At 37.8% G+C, this 21,629-nt stretch carries 24 protein-coding genes and 3 pseudogenes; 21 read left to right on the forward strand and 6 right to left on the reverse strand.

All coding sequences use genetic code 11. The features are described from left to right. Positions 1 to 31 precede the first annotated feature (31 nt). The gene (locus BK575_RS08055; protein ID WP_078409916.1) at positions 32 to 382 is read right to left on the reverse strand and encodes a winged helix-turn-helix transcriptional regulator; all 351 of its coding nucleotides are present in this window, start codon (positions 380 to 382) and stop codon (positions 32 to 34) included. Between the two features lie 147 nt (positions 383 to 529). On the opposite strand from BK575_RS08055, the gene BK575_RS08060 reads away from it, so the two are divergent. Continuing rightward, complete coding sequence (locus BK575_RS08060; RefSeq protein WP_078409917.1) at positions 530 to 1,114, forward strand: NAD(P)H-dependent oxidoreductase; 585 nt, start codon at positions 530 to 532, stop codon at positions 1,112 to 1,114. Positions 1,115 to 1,301: 187 nt separating this feature from the next. On the opposite strand, the gene BK575_RS08065 is transcribed toward BK575_RS08060, so the two are convergent. Next, positions 1,302 to 2,422 (reverse strand): IS3 family transposase gene (locus BK575_RS08065; RefSeq protein WP_139367995.1). Its coding sequence is split into 2 segments (ribosomal slippage): positions 1,302 to 2,173 and positions 2,173 to 2,422, totalling 1,122 coding nucleotides; the frame shifts between segments, so codons are not numbered across the junction. Positions 2,423 to 2,860: 438 nt separating this feature from the next. On the opposite strand from BK575_RS08065, the pseudogene BK575_RS28990 reads away from it, so the two are divergent. Continuing rightward, positions 2,861 to 3,043, forward strand: a pseudogene (locus BK575_RS28990) (Crp/Fnr family transcriptional regulator); the annotation flags it as partial. Positions 3,044 to 3,406: 363 nt separating this feature from the next. Further along, on the forward strand, positions 3,407 to 3,607 hold the full coding sequence (locus BK575_RS08075; protein WP_078409918.1) for a cold-shock protein: 201 nt from the start codon (positions 3,407 to 3,409) through the stop codon (positions 3,605 to 3,607). Positions 3,608 to 3,785: 178 nt separating this feature from the next. On the opposite strand, the gene BK575_RS08080 is transcribed toward BK575_RS08075, so the two are convergent. Both BK575_RS08080 and BK575_RS08085 read right to left on the reverse strand, forming a co-directional pair. Then, positions 3,786 to 4,040, reverse strand: a complete 255-nt coding sequence (locus BK575_RS08080; RefSeq protein WP_204524856.1) for a ParB N-terminal domain-containing protein — start codon at positions 4,038 to 4,040, stop codon at positions 3,786 to 3,788. 316 nt (positions 4,041 to 4,356) lie between these two features. Continuing rightward, positions 4,357 to 4,557, reverse strand: coding sequence for a cold-shock protein (locus BK575_RS08085; protein WP_078409919.1), 201 nt, complete (start codon positions 4,555 to 4,557; stop codon positions 4,357 to 4,359). 238 nt (positions 4,558 to 4,795) lie between these two features. Here BK575_RS08085 and BK575_RS08090 point away from each other — a divergent pair, with 238 nt between their 5' ends. From BK575_RS08090 to BK575_RS08120, 8 genes and pseudogenes are all read left to right on the forward strand, one after another. Continuing rightward, a complete protein-coding gene (locus BK575_RS08090) occupies positions 4,796 to 4,996 on the forward strand; it encodes a cold-shock protein (protein ID WP_028397784.1) in 201 nt (66 codons plus the stop codon). A gap of 318 nt (positions 4,997 to 5,314) precedes the next feature. After that, the gene (locus tag BK575_RS08095) at positions 5,315 to 5,743 is read left to right on the forward strand and encodes an SET domain-containing protein (protein WP_078409920.1); all 429 of its coding nucleotides are present in this window, start codon (positions 5,315 to 5,317) and stop codon (positions 5,741 to 5,743) included. Beyond that, positions 5,740 to 5,952 (forward strand): hypothetical protein, encoded by a 213-nt coding sequence (locus tag BK575_RS08100; RefSeq protein ID WP_078409921.1) that lies wholly within the window; start codon positions 5,740 to 5,742, stop codon positions 5,950 to 5,952. The genes BK575_RS08095 and BK575_RS08100 overlap by 4 nt, the downstream gene beginning before the upstream one ends. 577 nt (positions 5,953 to 6,529) lie before the next feature. Continuing rightward, a complete protein-coding gene (locus BK575_RS08105; protein ID WP_139368128.1) occupies positions 6,530 to 7,732 on the forward strand; it encodes a Gfo/Idh/MocA family protein in 1,203 nt (400 codons plus the stop codon). Positions 7,733 to 7,981: 249 nt separating this feature from the next. Further along, a complete protein-coding gene (locus BK575_RS08110) occupies positions 7,982 to 8,854 on the forward strand; it encodes a helix-turn-helix transcriptional regulator (protein WP_169907651.1) in 873 nt (290 codons plus the stop codon). A gap of 32 nt (positions 8,855 to 8,886) precedes the next feature. After that, positions 8,887 to 9,025: pseudogene (locus tag BK575_RS29560) on the forward strand (hypothetical protein); the annotation flags it as partial. Positions 9,026 to 9,133: 108 nt separating this feature from the next. After that, positions 9,134 to 9,625, forward strand: a pseudogene (locus tag BK575_RS08115) (MFS transporter); the annotation flags it as partial. A gap of 632 nt (positions 9,626 to 10,257) precedes the next feature. After that, the gene (locus BK575_RS08120; RefSeq protein WP_028398560.1) at positions 10,258 to 10,455 is read left to right on the forward strand and encodes an IDEAL domain-containing protein; all 198 of its coding nucleotides are present in this window, start codon (positions 10,258 to 10,260) and stop codon (positions 10,453 to 10,455) included. A 125-nt stretch (positions 10,456 to 10,580) separates the two neighbouring features. Here the strand turns inward: BK575_RS08120 and BK575_RS08125 are convergent, their stop codons facing one another. After that, the gene (locus BK575_RS08125; protein ID WP_078409924.1) at positions 10,581 to 10,853 is read right to left on the reverse strand and encodes an HU family DNA-binding protein; all 273 of its coding nucleotides are present in this window, start codon (positions 10,851 to 10,853) and stop codon (positions 10,581 to 10,583) included. Between the two features lie 214 nt (positions 10,854 to 11,067). On the opposite strand from BK575_RS08125, the gene BK575_RS08130 reads away from it, so the two are divergent. The 3 genes from BK575_RS08130 (at position 11,068) to BK575_RS08135 (ending at position 12,608) form a co-directional block, all read left to right on the forward strand. Continuing rightward, complete coding sequence (locus tag BK575_RS08130; RefSeq protein WP_407984340.1) at positions 11,068 to 11,334, forward strand: hypothetical protein; 267 nt, start codon at positions 11,068 to 11,070, stop codon at positions 11,332 to 11,334. Further along, positions 11,331 to 11,498 carry a hypothetical protein gene (locus tag BK575_RS28435; protein WP_169907653.1) on the forward strand — a complete coding sequence of 56 codons (168 nt, stop codon included), beginning with the start codon at positions 11,331 to 11,333 and terminating at the stop codon, positions 11,496 to 11,498. The genes BK575_RS08130 and BK575_RS28435 overlap by 4 nt, the downstream gene beginning before the upstream one ends. 65 nt (positions 11,499 to 11,563) lie before the next feature. After that, a protein-coding gene (locus tag BK575_RS08135) for an IS630 family transposase (protein ID WP_139367996.1) occupies positions 11,564 to 12,608 on the forward strand; the annotation gives its coding sequence in 2 pieces (ribosomal slippage) (positions 11,564 to 12,061 and positions 12,063 to 12,608; 1,044 coding nt in all). Positions 12,609 to 13,198: 590 nt separating this feature from the next. Here the strand turns inward: BK575_RS08135 and BK575_RS08145 are convergent. Continuing rightward, the gene (locus tag BK575_RS08145; protein ID WP_078409927.1) at positions 13,199 to 13,579 is read right to left on the reverse strand and encodes a hypothetical protein; all 381 of its coding nucleotides are present in this window, start codon (positions 13,577 to 13,579) and stop codon (positions 13,199 to 13,201) included. 136 nt (positions 13,580 to 13,715) lie between these two features. On the opposite strand from BK575_RS08145, the gene BK575_RS28440 reads away from it, so the two are divergent. From BK575_RS28440 to map, 7 genes are all read left to right on the forward strand, one after another. Beyond that, on the forward strand, positions 13,716 to 13,889 hold the full coding sequence (locus tag BK575_RS28440; protein ID WP_169907655.1) for a hypothetical protein: 174 nt from the start codon (positions 13,716 to 13,718) through the stop codon (positions 13,887 to 13,889). Between the two features lie 242 nt (positions 13,890 to 14,131). Beyond that, positions 14,132 to 15,142 (forward strand): LacI family DNA-binding transcriptional regulator, encoded by a 1,011-nt coding sequence (locus BK575_RS08150; protein ID WP_078409928.1) that lies wholly within the window; start codon positions 14,132 to 14,134, stop codon positions 15,140 to 15,142. 93 nt (positions 15,143 to 15,235) lie between these two features. After that, complete coding sequence (locus BK575_RS08155) at positions 15,236 to 17,329, forward strand: amylo-alpha-1,6-glucosidase (protein WP_078409929.1); 2,094 nt, start codon at positions 15,236 to 15,238, stop codon at positions 17,327 to 17,329. Positions 17,330 to 17,350: 21 nt separating this feature from the next. Beyond that, positions 17,351 to 18,592, forward strand: a complete 1,242-nt coding sequence (locus tag BK575_RS08160) for an ABC transporter substrate-binding protein (protein ID WP_078409930.1) — start codon at positions 17,351 to 17,353, stop codon at positions 18,590 to 18,592. Positions 18,593 to 18,805: 213 nt separating this feature from the next. Then, positions 18,806 to 19,705, forward strand: a complete 900-nt coding sequence (locus tag BK575_RS08165) for a carbohydrate ABC transporter permease (RefSeq protein ID WP_078409931.1) — start codon at positions 18,806 to 18,808, stop codon at positions 19,703 to 19,705. 12 nt (positions 19,706 to 19,717) lie between these two features. Then, the gene (locus BK575_RS08170; RefSeq protein WP_078409932.1) at positions 19,718 to 20,542 is read left to right on the forward strand and encodes a carbohydrate ABC transporter permease; all 825 of its coding nucleotides are present in this window, start codon (positions 19,718 to 19,720) and stop codon (positions 20,540 to 20,542) included. Between the two features lie 305 nt (positions 20,543 to 20,847). Continuing rightward, entirely contained in the window at positions 20,848 to 21,594 is a 747-nt protein-coding gene (map, locus tag BK575_RS08175; RefSeq protein WP_078409933.1) for a type I methionyl aminopeptidase, read from the forward strand. Positions 21,595 to 21,629 lie beyond the last annotated feature (35 nt).

Below are 21,629 nucleotides of genomic sequence, written 5' to 3' on the forward strand. Positions count from 1 at the left end.
GTAATTAAAAAGCTAAAGCCTATACTAGTCTTTAGCTTTTTATATATTCTTTATATTTCTTCCCCCACTCGCCCATACTATTCAATATAGGAATAAAGCTTTTTCCTAAAGGTGTTAGCGAGTATTCTACTTTTGGAGGGACTTCTTTATATACTTCTCTGTGAATCATTTGATCTTCTTCTAATTCTCTCAACTGACGTGTCAGTATTCCTTTTGAAATACCAGGTAACAACCTTTGAAGTTCATTAAATCTTCTTGTCTGTGTGCTTAAATGCCATAGAATGATGATTTTCCATTTTCCCGCAATGATGTCTTGAGTTTGTGTAACTGGACAAACCTCTATCTGTTCTTCTGGAGGTTCACTGAACCGACTTCGTGCCATAATAAACACCTCTCTTTCTTAATGGTACTATTTTTGTGACTATGTTATAAAAAAATGACTACTTTTAAAAAAATATCTAAGACTATAATATTAGATTAAGCTTAATAATCAAATGAAAAATTATTAAATAACAGGAGGTTCTTTGAAATGAAACACCTTATTGTTTATGCACATCCCAACCCTGAAAGCTTAAATCATTCTATCTTAGATACAACAGTTAATACATTAAAGAAAAACGGTCACGAAGTTGTTGTGCGTGATTTATATGCACTTGATTTTCAACCTGTACTGAAACCAGAAGATACGGAAGCTATGAAAGCAGGACAAACTCCTAATGATATTAAAACGGAACAAGAATTTATTACTGAAGCAGACGTTATAACATTTATTTATCCTATTTGGTGGACAGGTCTTCCAGCCATTCTTAAAGGATATGTAGACCGAGTATTTGCATACGGATTTGCTTATGTTCCAGGTGAAGAAGGGATCATTAAACTGTTGAAAGGTAAAAAAGGTCTTATCATCAATACTCATGGCACTCCTAATGAGATTTATGATGAAATTGGGATGACAGCAGGTCTGAAAGTCACGTCTGATATTGGAATATTTGATTTTACTGGAATTGAGCCTGTGGAACATTTACTATTCGGAAGTATTGGATACCTTGATGAAGAAGCATATAAAGGGATGTTAAAGAAAGTTGAAGATACAATTAATTCCCATTTCTCATAAACGTATAGAAGTATTAGAAATGACTGCTCCTAATCGAGTAGTCATTTTTTAGAAAGGTTCTTATTCCACTATCGAGGGGATACGTTAGTTGAAGTAGAATTAAGTGATTTTAACTAAAGTCATATTTAGTTATTCCATTAAAAGGCGCTTTCTGGAGTAAGGTAATTATTGGTATGTCAACACTAAACTAGACAAATTTTTTAAGGTGTTCAAGTTTATAATCAATTGGACTCACATAACCAAGTGTTCCATGAATTCGAATGTGATTAAACCAGTGAACATAGTCATGTAATTCCCTTGTTAATTCTTCTAAACTATCAAAATGTTGACCTTTCATAAACTCTGTTTTAATGATTTTAAACGTTGCTTCAGCGACGGCGTTGTCATATGGGCAGCCCTTCATGCTTAAAGATCGTTGAATGTTAAACGTCTCTAACGCATCGTCCATTAGCTTATTTTTAAACTCATTCCCGCGATCCGTATGGAAAAGCTGAATGTTACGGAGATCACCCTTGATAGAGGCGAAGGCACGATAGACGAGTAACGCATCTTTGTTCAGACCTGCGCTGTAACCCACGATTTCCCGATTAAAGAGATCGACAAATACACATACGTAATGCCATTTTTGTTTGACTCTTACGTACGTCAAATCGCTGACGATCGCTGTCATCTCTTCTTCTTGGTCGAACTTGCGGTTTAGTTCATTCTTCTGTTCGGATTCATTACAGGATTTCGCATGTGGTTTAAATTGAGCTATGGTGTAAGTAGACACAAGGCCCTGTTCTTGCATAATGCGCCCAATTCTCCGTCTAGAAACGATGCGCCCACGCTTTTTTAATTCGACTTTGATTTTGCGTGTTCCATAATTTTGACGACTCGCTTGGAAAATATCGATGACATCTGAGGTCACGTCATCCACTGCTGCTCTTTCTTTAGATTCATAATAGTAGGTGCTTCTAGGCAGTTGTAGGACTTTGCACATTGCTGATATCGAGTATTTATGTTGATTATTCTTGATCACGTTTACTTTCGTCCTAGTATCAGCGCGGCTTGCTTTAAAATATCGTTCTCCATTTGAAGTTGCTTAATTTCTTTTCGGAGTTTATTTAATTCCCGTTCTTCAGGGGACAGATTATCTTTTTCTTTGAACGATCCGGAAGCCTGACTTTGATTCACCCACTTATCTAATGAAGAAGGTGTTAAGTCATATTCCCGGATGATTTCCTTTCTTGGCTTTCCGCTAAGATAAAGTTGAACCATCTGCTCTTTAAACTCAGGTGTAAATATTCTTCTGGTTTTTTTCGTCATAGTAGATTCTCCCCTGCAGTATTTACTGTATTCTACTTGACCTTAACTTTTCTGTCCAACTCAGTGTAGCCTATTCATATTTATGGACTGAACGGTAAAAACCGATTAGTCCATTTCTTCTCAATAAGGTCTACCCTATTGGGAAGATTGCGATTTATTGATTTTCAAGTCTTTAAAGCGTCTCAAATACACTTATCAAAAATGTTTAAATGGTATTTACCCCCATAGTGGCCCCTCATCCTTCGAATCGTTTCCGTACCCCTATATACGCTCGTAAAAGTACACTTATAAAAAAAAGAAAGGACTCTAAGGATTATTCCTTAGAGTCCCTTCCTGTAAAATAACCACTAATATTTACGTTTATTTTACAGCTTTTTTTAATTCCTTACCTGGTTTAAAAGCTGGAGCCTTACAAGCAGGAATCTGCATTTCTGCACCAATTTCGCTTATATGTTCTCTGGAACTACAAGTACGAATCCTCAAATGATTCTCGTTGAGATATTTATCCTTGTTGCTGGCTTTAACGCAGCTAAAATTGGATTAGATTATTGGATCATCCCATTCTTAAGAAAACAAATTTTAAGAAAAGAGGAGCAAGAAGTCTCCGCTCACAGTGCTTAAAGGGATCCTGTCCAAAAAAACGCTAAAAACGCTAAGAAAATTTTTTATACTTATCTCAAAAGGGTACACTTTATTGGGACATCCGTTCTTATGGATGCAAGTCTTTTGTTTATTCGTAAAATGGATATTTTATGAAAGTCTTACCTGTTTTATAGTCATTATTTGCTTTCAGATTGGTCGAATGATATAGTGACTTTAAACCATTTTACTTTTAATACAATAAATATTTAAAGGAGCTGCAACTTTAAGGGAGATAGCAAAGTTAAATCTTCTTAGAGGTTGCAGTTTTTTTAAATCCTTTTATTACTTGTAAAGTGGTCGAAAATGAATATGTACATAAGGTGCATTTTAGGAGGATTTTTAATGGCAACAGGTAAAGTTAAATGGTTTAATGGTGAAAAAGGTTTCGGATTTATCGAGGTGGAAGGTGGAGAAGATGTATTCGTACACTTCAGCGCTATTCAAAGTGAAGGATTCAAAACTTTAGATGAAGGCCAAGAAGTTGAATTTGACGTTGAGCAAGGCCAACGTGGACCTCAAGCTACTAACGTACGTAAAATATAATTGATCATATTTAATCGATAAAAAAGAGAAGGGCTCCTTCTCTTTTTTTCTTTTTGTTCATATTTTTATTTTATTAGATATACAGGATCGATTAATTAATTTGTCCGTTTTCTGAAGAAGGTAAATGCCTAGATGAAAAATAACTATTCCTCTATAAGCCTATGTAGGCTTTCCTTGATCATTTTTCGTACGCAACAGGGATTAGATTCATTTTTACCCTTTCAGCCACAATATAGCGTGTGTAGCCATCTGTGAGAATCTTTGTATCTCGATTAACTGTAATGGGCTCATCTAAATGGCCTGTTCGTTTTAAATAGTTTGCAACTTTCTGTATTTTTTCAGGACTAGGTCTTGAATTTGAAAAACCTTCCATTATCACAATCTGTTCAAGTAAAATAAAATCTTCAGTTCCTACTGGTCCTTTTGGCTTCATTTCTGTTTTTACCTCTTCTTCAGTTTAATTATATACTTCATTCAATTTTTTAGTTCATATTATAATGAATCTTACAGGAAGCTAAAATAGTCTGAACTTTGTTCTATAATATGGTTGCGTTTGATTACAATATTTATAAGATACGGCCGAAGCAGATAGCAAAGATAAACGAACATTAATTTGTAATGATCTTGTTTTTAGTTAAAGAAACAGATAGGATTTTTTTAAAATCTAAATGGAACGTCTCATGATCACTTTATAGACATATCTACAATTAAAGATTAGATCGTTATATAAGCTAAGCCTTGGATATAAATCAGTTTCGATGGGAGTTAGGTGGTAACTTTTCTAAAAGACGCTCTCCAGCCCTCATTTTATGACCACATAAAGGGCAATTTTGATGATTCTCATAGGAGAAATCTTTTCTCATCCAACCAATACAATCTTCTGATTCACATTCCCAAACCTCTATTTGTTCTTTAGGTAATAATTCTTCATTTTTCTTACGATAATACATGACAACATCACTACTCCTTTCATCTATTATACCTTAACAAGCAAAAGATCATTAATAATCTACCTTTTCTGTTAATTGCTATTAGCTTTGTGAATCTGTTATAATAAAGGTAATTATTTTTGTTCGGTATAGGATGGATAGCAGAACTGTCTTAAAAAGAAGGTTTCGTCTTGAAATATTATGTTTGGGCAAGGGTAGTAATACAATTGTGGAATATTCCACAACAGGAGGAAACATTATGGCACAAGGTACAGTAAAATGGTTTAATGCAGACAAAGGTTTCGGATTTATCGAAAGCGAAGGCGGAGAAGATGTATTCGTACATTTCAGTGCTATTCAAGGCGAAGGCTTCAAATCATTAGATGAAGGTCAAAAAGTTACTTTTGATATTGAACAAGGTCAACGTGGAGCACAAGCTGCTAACGTTCGCAAAGCATAATTTAAAGTAATCATAAAAGAAGACTCCCATATGGGGAGTCTTCTTTTATGATCATTACTTCTAGCTACCACAGTTGGTCTTATCAGCACTCAAAGAACCATTTTACTTAACGGTATTGAGCTTTTTGCAACCCCTACTGTAAGCTTGTCTTAGGATCCTTTTTATTAATGATTTTTATATTTTTCCCAAGAGGCAAAGATGCTCTTGATAAACACGGGTTCTTAGATTGATGAGTTAAAACAGTTGCTTTCATCCTTATCAACTGACAAAATTAAGAAGATAAGGGACTTCATAGAAAAGAACGCGTAGGTGACTAACATGATTGAGATAAAGACTTCCACACTCAGCAATGGAGAGTTCAATAGAGGGGTATTCGCGACATGTGATATAGCAAAAGGTGAGCTTATACATGAAGCGCCAGTCATTCCTTACCCTAATAAGCAACATGTTTTTATAGAAAAAACCATACTTGATGATTATGTGTTTGAGTATGGTAAAAACCACACGGCGGTCGTCTTAGGATATGGTATGCTGTTTAACCATTCGTATAAGCCGAATGCCACTTATGATATTAACTTTACGAACCACACGTTTGACTTTTATGCTTACACAGATATAAAAGCAGGAGAAGAGATACTAATCAACTATAATGGCGATGTGGATGACAAAGATCCACTATGGTTTAATAAGGACGAAATGGATAATGACAAAGAGGAACCAATTGTAGATAAGGGGAGGACCCAATGAATAAAGATGGACTTTTAAAAAAATTTCAGACTGCCAGTCGAGGTAATTTTTTTTCAATAGAAGTTCCTAAGGCTACTAAAGAAGATGAAAATAAGATTGAAGAATGGGTTAAAGAATTAGAAAGGGAAGGAAAAATCAAATTAAGAGAGTGTGTACCGCGAGAATACTCCGTTTATTTACATGGAATCATTAAGTATGCATCCGAATAACCGGGTGCTTTTTTATTGGGGTCAAACATATGAAGATATCCGACTTGATCAACTAATTTGCCCCGTTTGAATAAGAAAGGGAGCAAATTGAAGGCAAGGTGAGAAATCTTTTTATGATTATTTTCAAGTATGTAAGTATGCGTATAATCCTAATTTTACGCATACTTTACATTAAGAAGTATTATGAAAAGCGAAGAAGTCTGGTTCTAATTGGATACAGGCTTCTTCGCTTTTTATAAAAATGTCATTTTGTGAACAGGTTCATAAATCTTTAAAAGCGTACGTTAGGCATTCATGTCAGTAATATATGCTTTTGTGGCTAGATTCAACTTAGTGATCGTTACCCTATAGATGATCACACCTCTCTTTTAAATATATAAATTCTTAGTGCAAGATTGTGAAGTTTTTTTAAAAAAAGTTGATAAAATTCGGACAAACTGCGGTTTTTCGCCCTCTACAAAAATAGGATACTGGAGGTTATTATGGGCAAAAAGACTATAATTTTAACTATAGCGACAGGGAGCGCTTACAAATAAAATTCTCCAGAAAAAATCAGAATTTTTAAAAAGAGGTGTTTATTATGTTGAATGGTGAAAAGAAAATGGCAAGACCACTACGCTGGGGGATGGTCGGAGGTGGACGACTTAGTCAGGTTGGTTATAAACACCGGACTGGTGCATTAAGAGATCATACAGCCTTTACCTTAGTAGCAGGAGCCTTTGATATTGATTCAGAAAGGGGTAAAGACTTTGGTATAAATATAGGCGTCGATGAGAACCGTTGCTATCCTGATTATAAAACAATGTTTGCTGAAGAAGCAAAGAGGAAGGACGGGATTGAGGTTGTCTCCATTGCCACTCCTAACGGGACTCATTATGAAATTTCTAAGACAGCATTAGAAGCTGGTTTGCACGTTATCTGTGAAAAACCTTTGTTTTTTACCTCTGAAGAGGGTGAAGAGATTAAAGCTCTGGCAGAGGAAAAAGGAAAAATTGTTGGTGTAACGTATGGTTTCTCTGGAAATCAAATGTTGCTCCAAATGAGGGCAATGATTGAACAAGAAAAAATTGGTGAGATTCGTGTGGTTGAGCTGCAGTATACTCATGGCTTTAGTGCAAATGATCAAGCAGATAAAACAAGTGATTCGCAAAAGTGGCGTGTTGACCCTAAGGTTGCAGGACCAAGTTTTGTGTTAGGTGATTTGTCCACACATACCTATTATATGTCCCAGCTGATTATGCCACATATGAAAATTAAACAATTGTTATGTGACCGGCAGAGTTTTGTGGGAAGTCGCGCTCCTTTAGAGGATAATGCGTTTGTTCTTATGAAATATGAAAACGGGGCGGTAGGAAGGCTTTGGACATCCTCTATCAATACGGGATGTATGGATGGCCATAGAATTCGCATTGTAGGATCTAAGGGAAGTTTAGAATGGTGGGATAGCAAAGGTGGAGAACTAAGATATGAAGTTCAGGGAGAACCTGCCCAAACTTTGATTCGTGCCATGCCTTATTTAGATGATAGCTGTAATGCTGACGAGCGTTTAGGAGCACTACATGTAGAAGGATTGTCTGATTCTTGGGCCAATATTTACCTCAAATTTGCCATTGCGATTGATGCCAAAAACCGGAATGATGAGGAAACATTAAAGAATCTAGTTTACCCTGATATTGATGCCGGCTTGGATGGTATTCGCTGGATTGAAAATTGTGTTCGTTCTGCAGACAATGGAGCGGTTTGGGTAGAGTTTGAGAACAAAAGGACACTATTAGTGTAAAAAACCTTATACCCTGATCTTGGTATTGAGAGCGTGCGCTGGATAGAAGACTGTGTTAGAACGGTACCGTTTGGATAGAGTTTAATTACAAACTTAAAACTCATCTATGTACAATTTTCTTTCATAATTGTCCTAGATGAGTTTTAAAAGTATCATTCAATCAAAGCTCTTAACAAGAGGTTGATGAACGCCCAGTCAATTACTATAATTGACTAAATACTTACACACTACAGAAAAAGAGGCGAGTTTATGGTACAGAGTTTTGTAAAAAAAGACTTCACACCAACTTTTGAAAATGGCAGACTTCCCAAACTGCTTTATGTTTGCAAAGCTGAAGCTGATCATACCAAATTACCGTGTGTGATGCATGTTCATAAGGACCGTCTAGAAATTTTGTATATAAGACATGGGAGAGGAATTCATACTATTGGAGGGCGACAGTATCATACCAAACAAGGTGACATTCTCATTTATAACAGTGGGGTTATCCATGACGAACGTACGAATCCAGATGCAGAAATGAGTGTGTACAGCTGTGGAGTAAGCAACTTAAAGCTAGAGGGGATGAGGGAGAATTGTCTATTGCCTGACAGTGCAAGTCCGGTTTTACATAGTAACGTTTTTAGCCAGGATATTGAACATTTATTTCGTATGATGTACACCCAAATTTGTTCGGAAAATACTGGGGCTGAGGAAATCTGTCATCATCTTCTACAATCTCTCATTGTGATGCTTGTCAAGCAAATTGATAGAAGGATAGATACAGAGGAAAATAAGGAAGTTATTGTGGGAGAACGCATTAAAAAGTATATTGATGATCATTATTCGGAGGTTCATACGTTGGAAAGCATAAGTGAGGCATTGAATATTAGCTTGTCTTACTTGTGTCATATTTTTAAGGAAACTACTGGATATGCTCCCATGCAATACATTATGCGACGTAGAATTGGAGAGGCCCAGTCTCTGCTGATTAATACCCAGTATAGTGCTACCGAAATCGCATCAATGGTAGGATATGATAACTCCAATTATTTTAACACTATTTTTACTAGAATCGTTGGCATGTCTCCCATCAAATATCGAAAGTGCTGGGTAGATGGAAATTCTAATGTAGATAGATAAAAATGATAACAGAGCTGTTTTTTAGCACAACCCTAAATATCGATTGCACAAAAATAGCTGAAGGATACGGAGCTAAAACTTATCGGTACGTTAGAAGAATTAAAAACGCTCTTAAAAGATGCTAAGAAGCAGGGAGTATTATACACATTGTCAAAAATGAAAGTGCTTCCAATTAAGGGTGGACGGTTATGGTAGCGTTGAGAGAATTTATGTATAGTAACTAATCCGCAAATATTTAGTGGAAATACCGCCCTAAAACATATGCATTTACTTTATGGTATTGGTAAAGTTCGACGTCGACTAATGCTACTAATTGGACTGATTGGAACAACGACGTCACTTCTGCTAATTGGGGTATTCTCCAATGTACTTGAAGGATCTGCAGCGCTTCCATATGTTGTGCTTAGCTTGACAGTCACGTTTTTAGCATTTATGCAAGGGGCTGTTGCACCAGTAACATGGCTGATGCTTGCAGAAATATTCCCATTGCAGTTACGAGGTCTCGGTATGGGTATCAGTGTGTCTTGCCTTTGGATAACAAATTTCTTCATTGGTTTATCTTTCCCTGTATTATTAGAAACGATTGGCTTGTCCACAACTTTCTTTGTCTTCACAGCTATGGGACTTCTGTCTATTGCATTTGTGAAAAAATATTTGCCGGAAACTAAAGGCCGCACACTTGAAGAGCTAGAACATTACTTCCGCACCTATGATGATCAAGGTGACCAGGCGGATTTAAATCAGGTTACCGTTCAAACAAAACAAGTTTAATCATGGCAACATGATTATTATTTGAAACATTGGTGTAATAGGAACCGACGGAATTTCTGGGAACATATTAAAAGAATTATAAACACTTTGGTTGGTCGAAAAATTGTTGCTATATACTGCTTAGAGCTAAGGAAGGTAATTGGGTTCTAGTATAAGAAATCCATCAAACTGGCAAAATGGATGGTTCTAACGTAGAAATGGAAGAGAAAAAAGAAAGTATAAAACTATAAAAATATATGTAAACAGAAGGTAGTTCATCTAGGGAATCACCTTCTATTTACATAACACTGATTAGAAGCAATCAAAAAAGTCCGTGAAATTTCACGGGCTTTTACTATACTTATGTATTTATTTGATCAATGTAATAAGAATGCTCGAAGTCAGTCCAATCAAAAGATAAAATGGTCAAACAATCGATTAATCATAAAAGGAAACTGAAGGAGTAAAAAATACTATTTTTTAGATGAGCTAAACATATTCTTGTTGAAAGGGCATAACCAAAAATTTCAATGAGTTTACATTTCCGGGTATAAACTCATTGCCTATAAATCCAATGGCAATACCAAGCTAAATGTTTGAATAGTCTGGAAACTGTTAGTATAATAGAAAAAAGGTCAAGGAGTTGATTTCCGATGGAAAGGAATTTGCTTAATACATCACCACAACCTGAAGTAAACGTCATGGATTCTCAATGGGCTGAAATGGTGTTAAACAAAGCGCTTCGTGATTTCCGAAAAGAACAAATCCAAAAAGAGATTGACCAGTCGTTACAGAATCGAAACAAAGAAGAGTTCCTACGATTAACAGAGCAATTGAAGAATATTTCTTAAAGCTGTTGTATATATCGAGATGATTTTGAAATAAAATGAACTTAACATAATAATCATTATCAGCTAACAAGAGGTTGGGTGTCTAAAAAAGGCACCCAGCCTCCTTAGCGTTCTTGATTGGTTACTTATTTTACAGCTTCTTTTAGTTCTTTACCCGGTTTAAAAGCAGGAGCCTTAGTAGCAGGGATTTGTATTTCCTCGCCTGTTTGTGGGTTACGGCCTGTTCGGGCTGCACGTTCACGTACTTCAAACGTTCCAAACCCAATCAACTGGATTTTTTCTTCCTTAGCAAGTGTAGTAGAGATGGATTCAAACAACGCATCCACAGCTTTAGCAGCATCCTTTTTGCTTAATTCGGCTCTCTCAGCTACAGCATTCACTAATTCTGTCTTATTCATATTCAAGCACCTCGTTCTTTTACTTTCAGATAGTATGTAGAATGATAGCATAACACATCCATTAGAAGGTTTTCCAATTTGACAGATTGATATACATCTATTCTAAAAGAAACAGAATCGTGACTTTTATGAGGAAAGGAATTGAATAAAAAGGCCTCTTTTATAAAGTTGTATGTAGTATGTTAAGATAAGTGTAAGAACATTTGAGGAGATAGTGATTTTGAAGTGGACGGAAATAAGAAAACGGTATCCTGACAAGTTTGTATTAGTGGAAGCTGTCTCTGCTTACTCAAAAGAAAATAAACGAATCATTGAAGAAATGTCTGTCTTAGAGGAACATACCAGTTCAAATTCAGCATGGAGTGGTTATAAAAAGCTGCATCGTGAACTACCTGAGAGAGAATTATACATTTTCCATACAAGCAAAGAACAAATTGAAGTGGAAGAGCAACACTTTATTGGTGTCCGGGGCCGAGTATGAAAGTAAGATTAGAGAATGGCCTTCCCATCGCCGCGATAGAAATAACACACGCTGAAAAAACAATGATATTGGAAAATGTACTATTAGATACAGGATGTGCCACGACGATATTTGATACGGATCTTCTTGTAGAAATAGGGATAGAACTATATAAGTCGAATTAAAGGATTACAATCACTCTCTGTTGAAGTATAAGGGTAACACTTACCAACGAACAGAGAGGAACTAGATGACTCATTCACGTCAACATGAAATCACACCCCTGCTTACCGCGATGAAAACGACCAAAGATAAACGAATGTATGAACGTTATCAAGCGATCTACTTTTATTTACAAGGCTACTCTAAAAAAGACATCACAACCATGATTGGGCGTTCCGAAAAAACCATCTATAACTATGTGAATGCCTACGAAGAAAAAGGACTAGATGGCTTAAACATGGGACAATCACCTGGAGCGCCACGCAAATTAACACCCGAACAAGAACAGGAATTGGCTCAAGTGATTGCGACCAAACTTCCCGTGGATGTTGGCTTCCCAGCTAAGTATAATTGGACGTTAAAGATCATTGCTTCATTTATCGAGAAAACATGGAACCAACCGTATACTCTTCGTGGTGTTTCTCGACTTTTACACGATTTAGACCTTAGTTATACTAAACCGACTTATACGCTGGCAAAAGCGGATCCGTTGAAACAAAAAGAGTTTGTGGAAGAGACGTTCCCTGCCTATAAAAAAACTCTTAAATGAGGAGATTGACCATCTTCTCTTTCAAGATGAGTCGATGATTCGGGATTACCAAGCTCTTCAATACACATGGTTTTTAAAAGGCAAGCAGCGAATCATTCCGATTTATGGAAAGCACCAGGGTGTCAAACTCATCGGTACACTTAATGATGAAACGGGGGATGTGTTTTGTGTAGAAGAAGAACGATACGATGCCGAAGCGTTTCTTCGTTTTCTTCAAAAGGTATTGAAACATGATCCAACCGGGAAAATTGTCATGGTGTTAGATAATGCCCGTATTCATCATGCGAAGCTGATTGAACCTTTTTTACGTAACCACCAACATCGGTTAGAATTGGTCTTTTTACCACCTTACAGTCCTGAGTTAAATCTCATTGAAGGATTATGGAAATGGCTCAAATCAGACGTGATTAATAACCTTTTTTATTCCTCTGTTAAAGAGATCCGAAGAAATGTGCAAGCTTTTATTCGTGAGTTAAATGACTCACCTAGAAAAGTGATTGATCGATTGTGCATTCGATTGTAAAAGATAAATTCAACTTATATAGTTCTATTTTTTATAGGAAAGAAGTTTGGTAAACCGGACGAAAGAACGAATGCCATATATTTAAAAATCATTTCTAGCATGTTTACTACTCAATTGATTATGACTGGTTTTTTTATTTCATTAGTTGACGGTAATATCCACCATTTTCGCCAGTTCTTATTATTATTCCAAGCGATTGTATTCCTTGTAGGTGCAATAAGTGCTTTCAGACTATACCAAAAAGATTTCAGTTAAAAGTTCATAAAAAGGCTAAACTATAGTGAGCTGCCTATTTAGGTGGCTTTTTCATTTTATCGAATGTATGAATTTAGATAGAAACATACATTCAGAAATGAACAGATAGCATTAGCGGACTAACTGCCGATAATCCTCATTTATGGGGATCTAAACAGTGGAATAGGTTTAAACGTCTTATATTTGTATATAAGGCGTTTTTTATGTCTATAGACTATATCTCCCTTATTCTTACGTGAAAGCCTCAAATTCTAGGAATCTGAGGCTTTGTTGATTGTAGCTAAGAACTGTTATGTAAACTTTTGTATAGTATATACATGATTACCTGGTAGTTTTTACTCTAACCATTGGGTATTATCTTTTAACTTTATGAGCTGAAAATTGTCTCTATTGGCGGTTAGGTAGATAATTTTATCTCCTTTTTGGAAACCTCTGATTTTAGGAGACTCAACGGTTTTTATTTCTTTCCATCCTTTTGCCTTAATTTCTTCTTCAAAGTTTTCATATAAATGGGTACCATTTTGTACGTTTTTTTGTTTATACTTGGCAAATTTTTCGATATGTTTTGCCTCTTCGCTTGGCTCCTTCATAATTAATTCTGCTTTTTCAGGAACTGGAAAAGAGGGATCAACAGAAGATTCAACAAATTTATGGTTACTGCAGGATGTTAAATATAAAGCCAATAAAAGGACAGTTAAGACTTTAGAGAAATTCATTCTTACCTCCGTAAATTGCTCAAGGAATTATTTTACATATATTTACTATAATTCATTTTACTAAAAATGTAACCGGAAAAAGTTGAGTTTTAACTTCTGACAACGAAAATTATGGTGACTAAAAGGAGGCAAAAAAATGAATCTTTTTATAGAGGTCATTTTAGCTTTAGCCGGTATTGCTGGTTTTATTGCAATTGGATACTGGTCGTATTTTAGTGAAAAGTTTGAAAAGAAAACGAAAGAAACGGGCCATCAAACGGCTTCAGGCGAAGCGGTGGTTACATTAGATAAAACAGGAAATAAAGAATAAGGGAAAGCGAAGATGAGTCAAAAGGTCAAAACGCAGACTTTTTGGCTCATTATCATTAAAAATCGGTTTTGTAGATGATTTCAGGCTTATGGGACAGTCCATTTTATGGATATATTTCTAGTTCAAGCTGCCGCAATAAATGATGAAAAAGTGGTTTATGAAAAAAAAAACTTGAAATCGGTTTCTAAATCTTGTAAAGTAAGGTTCATAAGATTATCCGAAACGTTTTGGAGGAAGGGATCTTGACTACTATTAAAGATATTTCAAAAGTGGCAGGTGTTTCTGTTACGACTGTTTCGAGAGCGTTAAACGGCTACTCTGATGTAAATGAAGAAACACGAAAGAAAATCATCGAAGTGGCTAAACAACTGAATTACAGTCCGAATACGCTGGCTCGAGGACTTGTAATGAAGAAATCTCAAACGATTGGGCTGCTTGTGTCGGGCATGAATCGAGAAAGCGTAAAGGATAACCTTACGTTTCAGGTGTTAAGCGGAATTAATGAATGTGTTTCCGTCAGAGATTATGATTTGATTTTGTTTAATACAGATTCCTCGCGCCAAAGAGAAAAAACGTATACACAGCTTTGCCGAGAGCGGAAGGTAGACGGTGCTATCATCCAAGGAATTAAATTGGATGATCCGTATTTGAAGGAAGTAATGGAGAGCGATATACCGTGTGTGTTAGTAGATATTCCGGTAGAAACAAATACGGTGGGGTATGTTACTACAGACAATGTGCTGGGAGCTAAAAAAGCGGTGGAACACCTTATTGAATTAGGTCATCGAAACATTGCCATGGTAAATGGCTCTGACCAGGCTTTTGTTAGTAAGCAGCGGTTAAAAGGATATGAGAAAGCTCTAAAAGAAAATGAAATCAAAGTGCAAAGAAATTGGATTGCAGATGGGGAGTTTAAAGAAGAAAAGGCAAAGGAAGCTGTTTCATCTTTATTGTCTTCCTTCCCAGAGATTTCAGCCATCTTCTGTGCCAGTGATTTGATGGCATTAGGAGCGCTAAAAGCTTGCCAAGAGAAAGGCCTCGCTGTCCCGAACGATATCTCGATTATTGGCTATGATGACATTTTGCTTGCTTCCTACGTCACTCCGCCTTTGACAACCATTAACCAAGATATGTTTGAAATGGGCTATGAAGCTGCAGATTTATTGATTAATATGCTTGAGGGAAAAGCGAAGAAGCGCCATCGTATACTAGAAACTCAACTTGTACAAAGGAAATCCTGTGCCCGCATTTAAAATGTTTAACTTTCCTGCTTTTCGGCAGGAAGTTAAATCTTTTTTTACCCTTTATCCGAAACGTTTCGGATATATAAAAATGGAGGAATGAAAATGGATTATCGAGTGATGAAAGAAAACGATTTATTTTTATTAACGGATAAAAGTGGAAATATTCCGGAAAATCATCCATACGGCCTTGGGTTATATACAAAGGATACAAGGTTTTTAAGTAAATGGGATGTAAGGATAAATGGAAAGGATCCGGTGCTTTTGTCGTCAGATGCGGATCAAAATCATTTGACCACGATTCTTCTCACCAATCCTCACATGGAAGAAGATGGAGAATTAATTTTGTGGAGAGAATCGGTGCAAATCCAGCGTAAGCGTTTTATTTATGATGATGTGTTATATGAGGAATTAAGTGTAAAAAACTATTATCCGAAACCGGTTAGTTTCGAATTGGAAATGGAAGTGGATGCAGATTTTCAGGATATGTTCATTGTTCGCGGCTTTCAAACGGGCAAAGCAGGGCAGCGTACCGGGCAAAAGCTGGAACATCATGCATTGTCATTAGCATATATGGGGGCTGATGAAATCAATCGCTATACTCATATTACATGGGATAAAGAAGCAAAGAGAGCGGAAGACAATCATATAACGTTCCATTTTTCTTTAAATTATAATGAAGAAGACAGAGTCATTATAACGGTTGTACCTCAAATTGGAGAGGAAAGAAAACAAGAAGTTCTTCCATTCAAACAAGCATTAGAAAAGTTGACAACCTCTTATAAAACGTGGGAAGAGAACGTTCCAATCATCCAAACCGATTACAAGCCCCTTGAGAGGCTAGTAAAAAGAGGAATAACGGATTTGCGGGTTTTATTGACAGATGTTGGATACGGACAGTTTCCAGTAGCGGGTCTACCTTGGTTCGGTGTCCCATTCGGGCGTGACAGCTTAATTGCAGCCCTGCAAATGCTTCCGTTCAATTCGGAAGTCGCAAAAGGAACATTGATTACTATGGCTCATTACCAAGGTGAAAATAAAGATGCATGGCGCGATGAGCAGCCTGGAAAGATCATGCATGAAATTCGCTTTGGAGAGTTGGCCAACACGAACCAGATTCCGTTCACGCCTTATTACGGAACCATTGATGCGACACCATTGTTTTTAGTTCTCCTTGTTGAATATGTCAAATGGACGGGAGATTACGAGATTGTTGGGCAATTGCAGAAAAATATCGATGCGGCTTTAAATTGGATCAACGAGTATGGAGATAGGGATGGAGATTTGTTTTTGGAATATCACCAGGAGTCAAGTAAGGGGATTGCTAACCAAGGATGGAAAGATTCTGGTGATTCAATTGTTCACCGCAGCGGTGACTATGCCGATACACCGATTGCCCTATCGGAAGTACAGGGTTACGTGTATCAAGCAAAGACTGGTTTAGCGGATATTTATGAAGCAGCGGGCCGTACGGAAGAAGCAGCGGTTCTTAGGGGTGAAGCCGAGGCATTGCAGGATAAATTCAATCAAGAGTTTTGGATGGACGATGTGTTATTCTATGCGATTGCCCTTGACGGCAACAAGCAGCAAGTAGGGACGATTACTTCAAATCCAGGCCACCTTTTAATGTCCGGTATGCTTTCTTCTGAGCGGGTAGAGGCTGTTTCAAAGACACTTCTCTCTTCTAAAATGTTTTCAGGTTACGGCATCCGTACGATGGGAGAGAATGAAGCCGGCTACAATCCGATGAGCTATCATGACGGCAGCATTTGGCCGCATGATAACAGTCTGATTGTACTTGGATTAAGTAAAGTAGGAAAACAGGAAGAGGCTAATGAGGTGATTCAAGGACTCATCGATGCCTCTGTCCATTTTGAATATGATCGTCTTCCAGAGCTGTTCTGCGGCTATTCCAAAGAGCAAGGGAAGCCAGTTTTATATCCGGTTGCGTGCTCACCGCAAGCATGGGCAGCGGGAACACCATTATTGTTCGTTCAATCCATCTTAGGAATGTTTCCGAACAGCATGAAAAAACAAATCCATATTCGCCCGCAGCTGCTGCCGTTCATGAATGAACTTTCTTTAGAAGGAATCGCCGTTGGAAGCGGCAAGCTGTCCCTTACTGTGAGGAGAGAAAACAACGAGGTTACAATAAATATTACGGAGAATACGACTGGTTATGAGATTGTAACGAGATAATGCCAAACTGGGGGAGTCGCAATGAAAAAGTGGTTTAAATCGTTTTTGGCTGTCACCCTTTTTTCCACTTCCGTTGTTGCGGGGTGCAGCCAGGAGGAGAGTTCGAAGACAGCAGACGGAAAAACGGAAATTGTGTTAAGCGGATGGGGAGGAAATCCTACTGAAACGAAATTGCTTCAACAAACCATTCGTGATTTTGAAAAGGAAAATCCAGATATAAAAGTAAAGCATGATGTCATTGCCGATCAATATATGGACGTTTTGAAAACACGTTTGATTGGCGGGACAGCGGCAGATGTTTTCTATCTCGATGCATTCGAGGCTCCCGGTTTAATTGACGCGGGAGTACTCGAGCCGCTGGACAAATACGTGAAAAAGGATTTTGATACGGCGGATTTTGAAAAGCCGCTTCTGCAAGCTTTTCAGCAGAATGGGAAAACATATGGTTTTCCGAAAGACTATTCCACACTTGCGCTCTTCTATAATAAAGAAATGTTCGAGGAAGCAGGAGTAGAGGTGCCAAAAACGTGGAGTGAGCTGCAGGAAGCAGCCAAAAAGCTGACGAAAGCTGGCGTCTACGGTTTTGGCGTCATGCCTGAATTAGCGAGATTGTACTATTTGGCAGAGTCAAAAGGCGGACAGGTCATGACAGATAACAAAGCGAGCTTTGCGAGCAAAGAAGTGACAGAAGGTCTGCAATCCATCCTCGACATGCGGTTGAAAGATAAATCGGCCGCACAGCCAAACGAGGTCGGGGCAGATTCTGGAATTGAAATGTTCGGGCAAGGAAAGGCAGCCATGGTTTTAGAAGGGAATTGGGCCATCCCATATTTAGGAGATACATTTCCAAATATCTCCTACGGGACAGCAGAGGTACCGACCGTTGCAGGAAAGAAGGATACAATGGCTTTTACCGTTGCCTATGTGATGAATAAAGAAACGAAACATAAAGAGGCGGCATGGAGATTGATTGAATATTTAACGGGGAAAGAAGGAATGAAAACATGGACGAGCAAAGGGTATGCGCTGCCGACTCGAAAATCGGTAGCCAAGGAGCTTGAATTTGCAGATGACCCTCTGCGCGGGGCGTTAGTGGCAGGGGCTTCCTATGCAACGGTATGGCAGGATGGTCCTTACTTACCTATTGCTTTAACAAATTTTAATAATCAATTTTTAAGCGCTTTCTTAGGGCAGCAGTCATTAAGAGGGGCATTGGAAAAAGCTCAAAAACAAGCAAACAAGGAAATCCGAATTAATGAATGAGAATATGTAGTAAGAGGATGACCTAAAAGGCATAAAAACCATACTTGTCATCCTCCTGAAAGGAGTCGTTATAAAAATCTGGTGAAATCAAGGATTAAGGACGAGCTCTTTCAGTAAAATTTTTTGATAGTTCGCTTAGGACCTATGGAACAGCTACTACATAATTCTTTTTTCTACTTCACTGCACCACACAGGACAATGGAGCTGATAAATATGAACAAAGAGAAAAAAAAATATACCTTTTATGAGATTGGACAGGGATACACGTTTATGCTGCCTGCCATCTTTGTATTGGCCGTTTTTATCATTGCCCCCATTCTCTATGCTGTTTTCTTATCTTTTCATAAGGTAGAACTGTTGGGTGGTTCATCTTATGATTTTAGGGGATTGGATAATTTTATCAAACTGATGGAAGATGAACGGGCGAAAATCGCTCTTTGGAACACGGTAAAGTATGTAGTGATTGTGGTCCCTGCTCAAACTCTTTTGGCCTTGGTCTTGGCAGCTACTTTAAATGCAGGATTAAAGGGGGAGAAGTTCTTCCGCATTGTTTACTTTTTGCCTACTTTAACGTCTTCTGCTGTACTAACACTCATTTTTATGTGGATGTATAATCAAAACGGCTTAATTAATAAGTTGTTAGGCATGATGGGTCTGCCCGGTTACAACTGGCTTGGAGATCCTAATGCAGCCTTGCCTGCCATTATGATCATGAATATTTGGTCGACGGCTCCTTTCTTTATGACTATTTATTTGGCAGCTTTACAAGATATTCCAGACACTGTTTACGAGGCAGCGAAAATTGATGGAGCTAACTTTTGGCAGAAGTTTTGGTATGTTACGGTCCCGCAATTGAAGCCTGTTACATCGTTCGTCGTGATTATGGGGCTTATTGGAACATTCCAGTTATTTGATCAATCGTACATTTTCTCTAAAGGCACAGGAGGCCCGAACAACTCCACATTAACCGTTGTTCTCCTTATCTATCAATATGCTTTCAAAAATTTAGGAACAATGGGATATGCCGCAGCAATGGCTCTTGCATTGGCTATTGTTATTCTTATCGCCACCCTGTTGCAACGAAAGTTTTCAAAGGAAGAGAACTTACATTAGGAGGGAAACAGAATGAAGAAAAACGGAGCTGGAAAAGTCATTTTATATACCGTTCTTGTCTTGTATGCCATTGCCACACTCATCCCGTTTTTATGGGCGGTTTCATCTTCCTTTAAAACTTTAGAGGAGATTGTGCAAGGAACGATTAATTTTTGGCCGAAGGATTTTACGCTTGATAACTATAAACAAATTTTTATACAACAAGAATATTTTCCGCGATGGTTGTTTAATAGTCTATTTATTGCTGTTGTAGGAACGATATTGAATCTCTTATTTAATTCTATGGCAGGTTATGCTCTGGCACGATTAAGCTTCCCCGGAAAGAAAAGTTTATTTATCATTATTTTGGCGGTTCTTATGATTCCGGCACAGGTGACGATGATACCGAATTTCTTGATTCTGAAAACTCTTGGATGGTTGAATACATATCAAGGGATGATTGTTCCATCAATGATCAATGCTACGTTCATTTTTATGATGCGCCAATTTTTCCTCAACTTCCCGAAAGAATTGGAAGAAGCTGCATCATTGGATGGACTAACGAGACTCGGAACATTTTTTCGAATCGTCTTGCCATTGGCGAAGCCTGCTTTAGCGGCACAAGCGATTTTTGTATTTATGGGTTTCTGGAATGATTTTATGAGGCCGCTCATTGTCATGTCAGATGTGGAGATGTTCACATTGCCGCTGGGCCTGAATACATTTAAAGGACAGTTTATCAGTTACTGGAACTATATTATGGCAGCCTCAATGGTCTTTACAATGCCTGTCTTGATTTTATATGCGTTCTTTAACCGCTATTTTGTAAAAGGAATCACATTTACAGGAGAGAAGTAAAATATAGAAGCTTTTAAAAGAACGCTTAAATGAATCTGCTGAGAGGACCCGTCAATGAATTCTTTTTTAAAGGAGTTTCAAGACGGGTCCTCTATTTCGTCTTATACATAAGGCTTCCTGTTATATGCTAAATAGGCTGGAAGTCATTTTCTTTAAATAAATAAGATTCAATGTGTATAATAAAGACAGAATGCAAAATTGGTTGTTGAAAAGATACTGCAGTCCCGAAACAGGGGAGACATAAAGCTGGTCCATTGAATAGCAGAGATGAAGTGGTCATTCAACAACATTAGGAGAGACCATCGATGATTACAATAAAAAGTGAAAGAGAAATCCAGTTAATGCATGAAGCAGGGAAGCTATTGGCTTCCTGCCATAAAGAAATTGCCAAAATCATTAAACCCGGTATCACGACATTGGAAATCGATCAATTTGTGGAAAATTATTTGGAGAGACACGGTGCTACACCAGAGCAGAAGGGTTATCACGGTTTTCCATATGCGACGTGTGCTTCTGTCAATGATGAAATATGCCATGGCTTTCCAAGTGACAAACCGCTTAAAGAAGGTGACATTGTCACGATTGACATGGTCGTAAACCTAAAAGGAGGGCTTGCCGACTCCGCCTGGACACATACGGTGGGCCATATTTCGGCAGAAGCCCAAAAATTATTAACGGTGACGGAAAATGCTCTTTATAAAGGGATTGAACAAGCAGTGGCCGGAAATAGACTCGGTGATATCGGCCATGCGATCCAAAGTTATGCAGAAGCGGAAAAGTTCTCGGTTGTGAGGGAATTTACGGGACATGGCATCGGCAAAACAATGCACGAAGATCCCACTGTTCTGCATTATGGCAAACCTGGTAAAGGAATGCGCTTAAAAGAAGGGATGGTTATTACCATCGAACCAATGCTGAATGTTGGAACATGGAAAAGTAAAATGGATGCCAATGGATGGACAGCAAGAACCGCTGACGGAAAGCTGTCCGCTCAGTATGAACATACAATCGCGATTACGAAGGAAGGTCCATTAGTATTGACGCAGCAATAATCTTTCAGTTCGTCACTTATCCAAAGGTTGTCGAA

The organism is Priestia abyssalis, assembly GCF_002019595.1.
Taxonomy (GTDB): domain Bacteria; phylum Bacillota; class Bacilli; order Bacillales; family Bacillaceae_H; genus Bacillus_BA; species Bacillus_BA abyssalis.

Coding starts and splice junctions, on each gene's coding strand:
- BK575_RS08055 (WP_078409916.1), bottom strand. CDS start 382: ATGGCACGAAGTCGGTTCAGTGAACCTCCAGAAGAACAGATAGAGGTT.
- BK575_RS08060 (WP_078409917.1), top strand. CDS start 530: ATGAAACACCTTATTGTTTATGCACATCCCAACCCTGAAAGCTTAAAT.
- BK575_RS08075 (WP_078409918.1), top strand. CDS start 3,407: ATGGCAACAGGTAAAGTTAAATGGTTTAATGGTGAAAAAGGTTTCGGA.
- BK575_RS08080 (WP_204524856.1), bottom strand. CDS start 4,040: ATGAAGCCAAAAGGACCAGTAGGAACTGAAGATTTTATTTTACTTGAA.
- BK575_RS08085 (WP_078409919.1), bottom strand. CDS start 4,557: ATGTATTATCGTAAGAAAAATGAAGAATTATTACCTAAAGAACAAATA.
- BK575_RS08090 (WP_028397784.1), top strand. CDS start 4,796: ATGGCACAAGGTACAGTAAAATGGTTTAATGCAGACAAAGGTTTCGGA.
- BK575_RS08095 (WP_078409920.1), top strand. CDS start 5,315: ATGATTGAGATAAAGACTTCCACACTCAGCAATGGAGAGTTCAATAGA.
- BK575_RS08100 (WP_078409921.1), top strand. CDS start 5,740: ATGAATAAAGATGGACTTTTAAAAAAATTTCAGACTGCCAGTCGAGGT.
- BK575_RS08110 (WP_169907651.1), top strand. CDS start 7,982: ATGGTACAGAGTTTTGTAAAAAAAGACTTCACACCAACTTTTGAAAAT.
- BK575_RS08120 (WP_028398560.1), top strand. CDS start 10,258: ATGGAAAGGAATTTGCTTAATACATCACCACAACCTGAAGTAAACGTC.
- BK575_RS08125 (WP_078409924.1), bottom strand. CDS start 10,853: ATGAATAAGACAGAATTAGTGAATGCTGTAGCTGAGAGAGCCGAATTA.
- BK575_RS28435 (WP_169907653.1), top strand. CDS start 11,331: ATGAAAGTAAGATTAGAGAATGGCCTTCCCATCGCCGCGATAGAAATA.
- BK575_RS08145 (WP_078409927.1), bottom strand. CDS start 13,579: ATGAATTTCTCTAAAGTCTTAACTGTCCTTTTATTGGCTTTATATTTA.
- BK575_RS28440 (WP_169907655.1), top strand. CDS start 13,716: ATGAATCTTTTTATAGAGGTCATTTTAGCTTTAGCCGGTATTGCTGGT.
- BK575_RS08155 (WP_078409929.1), top strand. CDS start 15,236: ATGGATTATCGAGTGATGAAAGAAAACGATTTATTTTTATTAACGGAT.
- BK575_RS08160 (WP_078409930.1), top strand. CDS start 17,351: ATGAAAAAGTGGTTTAAATCGTTTTTGGCTGTCACCCTTTTTTCCACT.
- BK575_RS08165 (WP_078409931.1), top strand. CDS start 18,806: ATGAACAAAGAGAAAAAAAAATATACCTTTTATGAGATTGGACAGGGA.
- BK575_RS08170 (WP_078409932.1), top strand. CDS start 19,718: ATGAAGAAAAACGGAGCTGGAAAAGTCATTTTATATACCGTTCTTGTC.
- map (WP_078409933.1), top strand. CDS start 20,848: ATGATTACAATAAAAAGTGAAAGAGAAATCCAGTTAATGCATGAAGCA.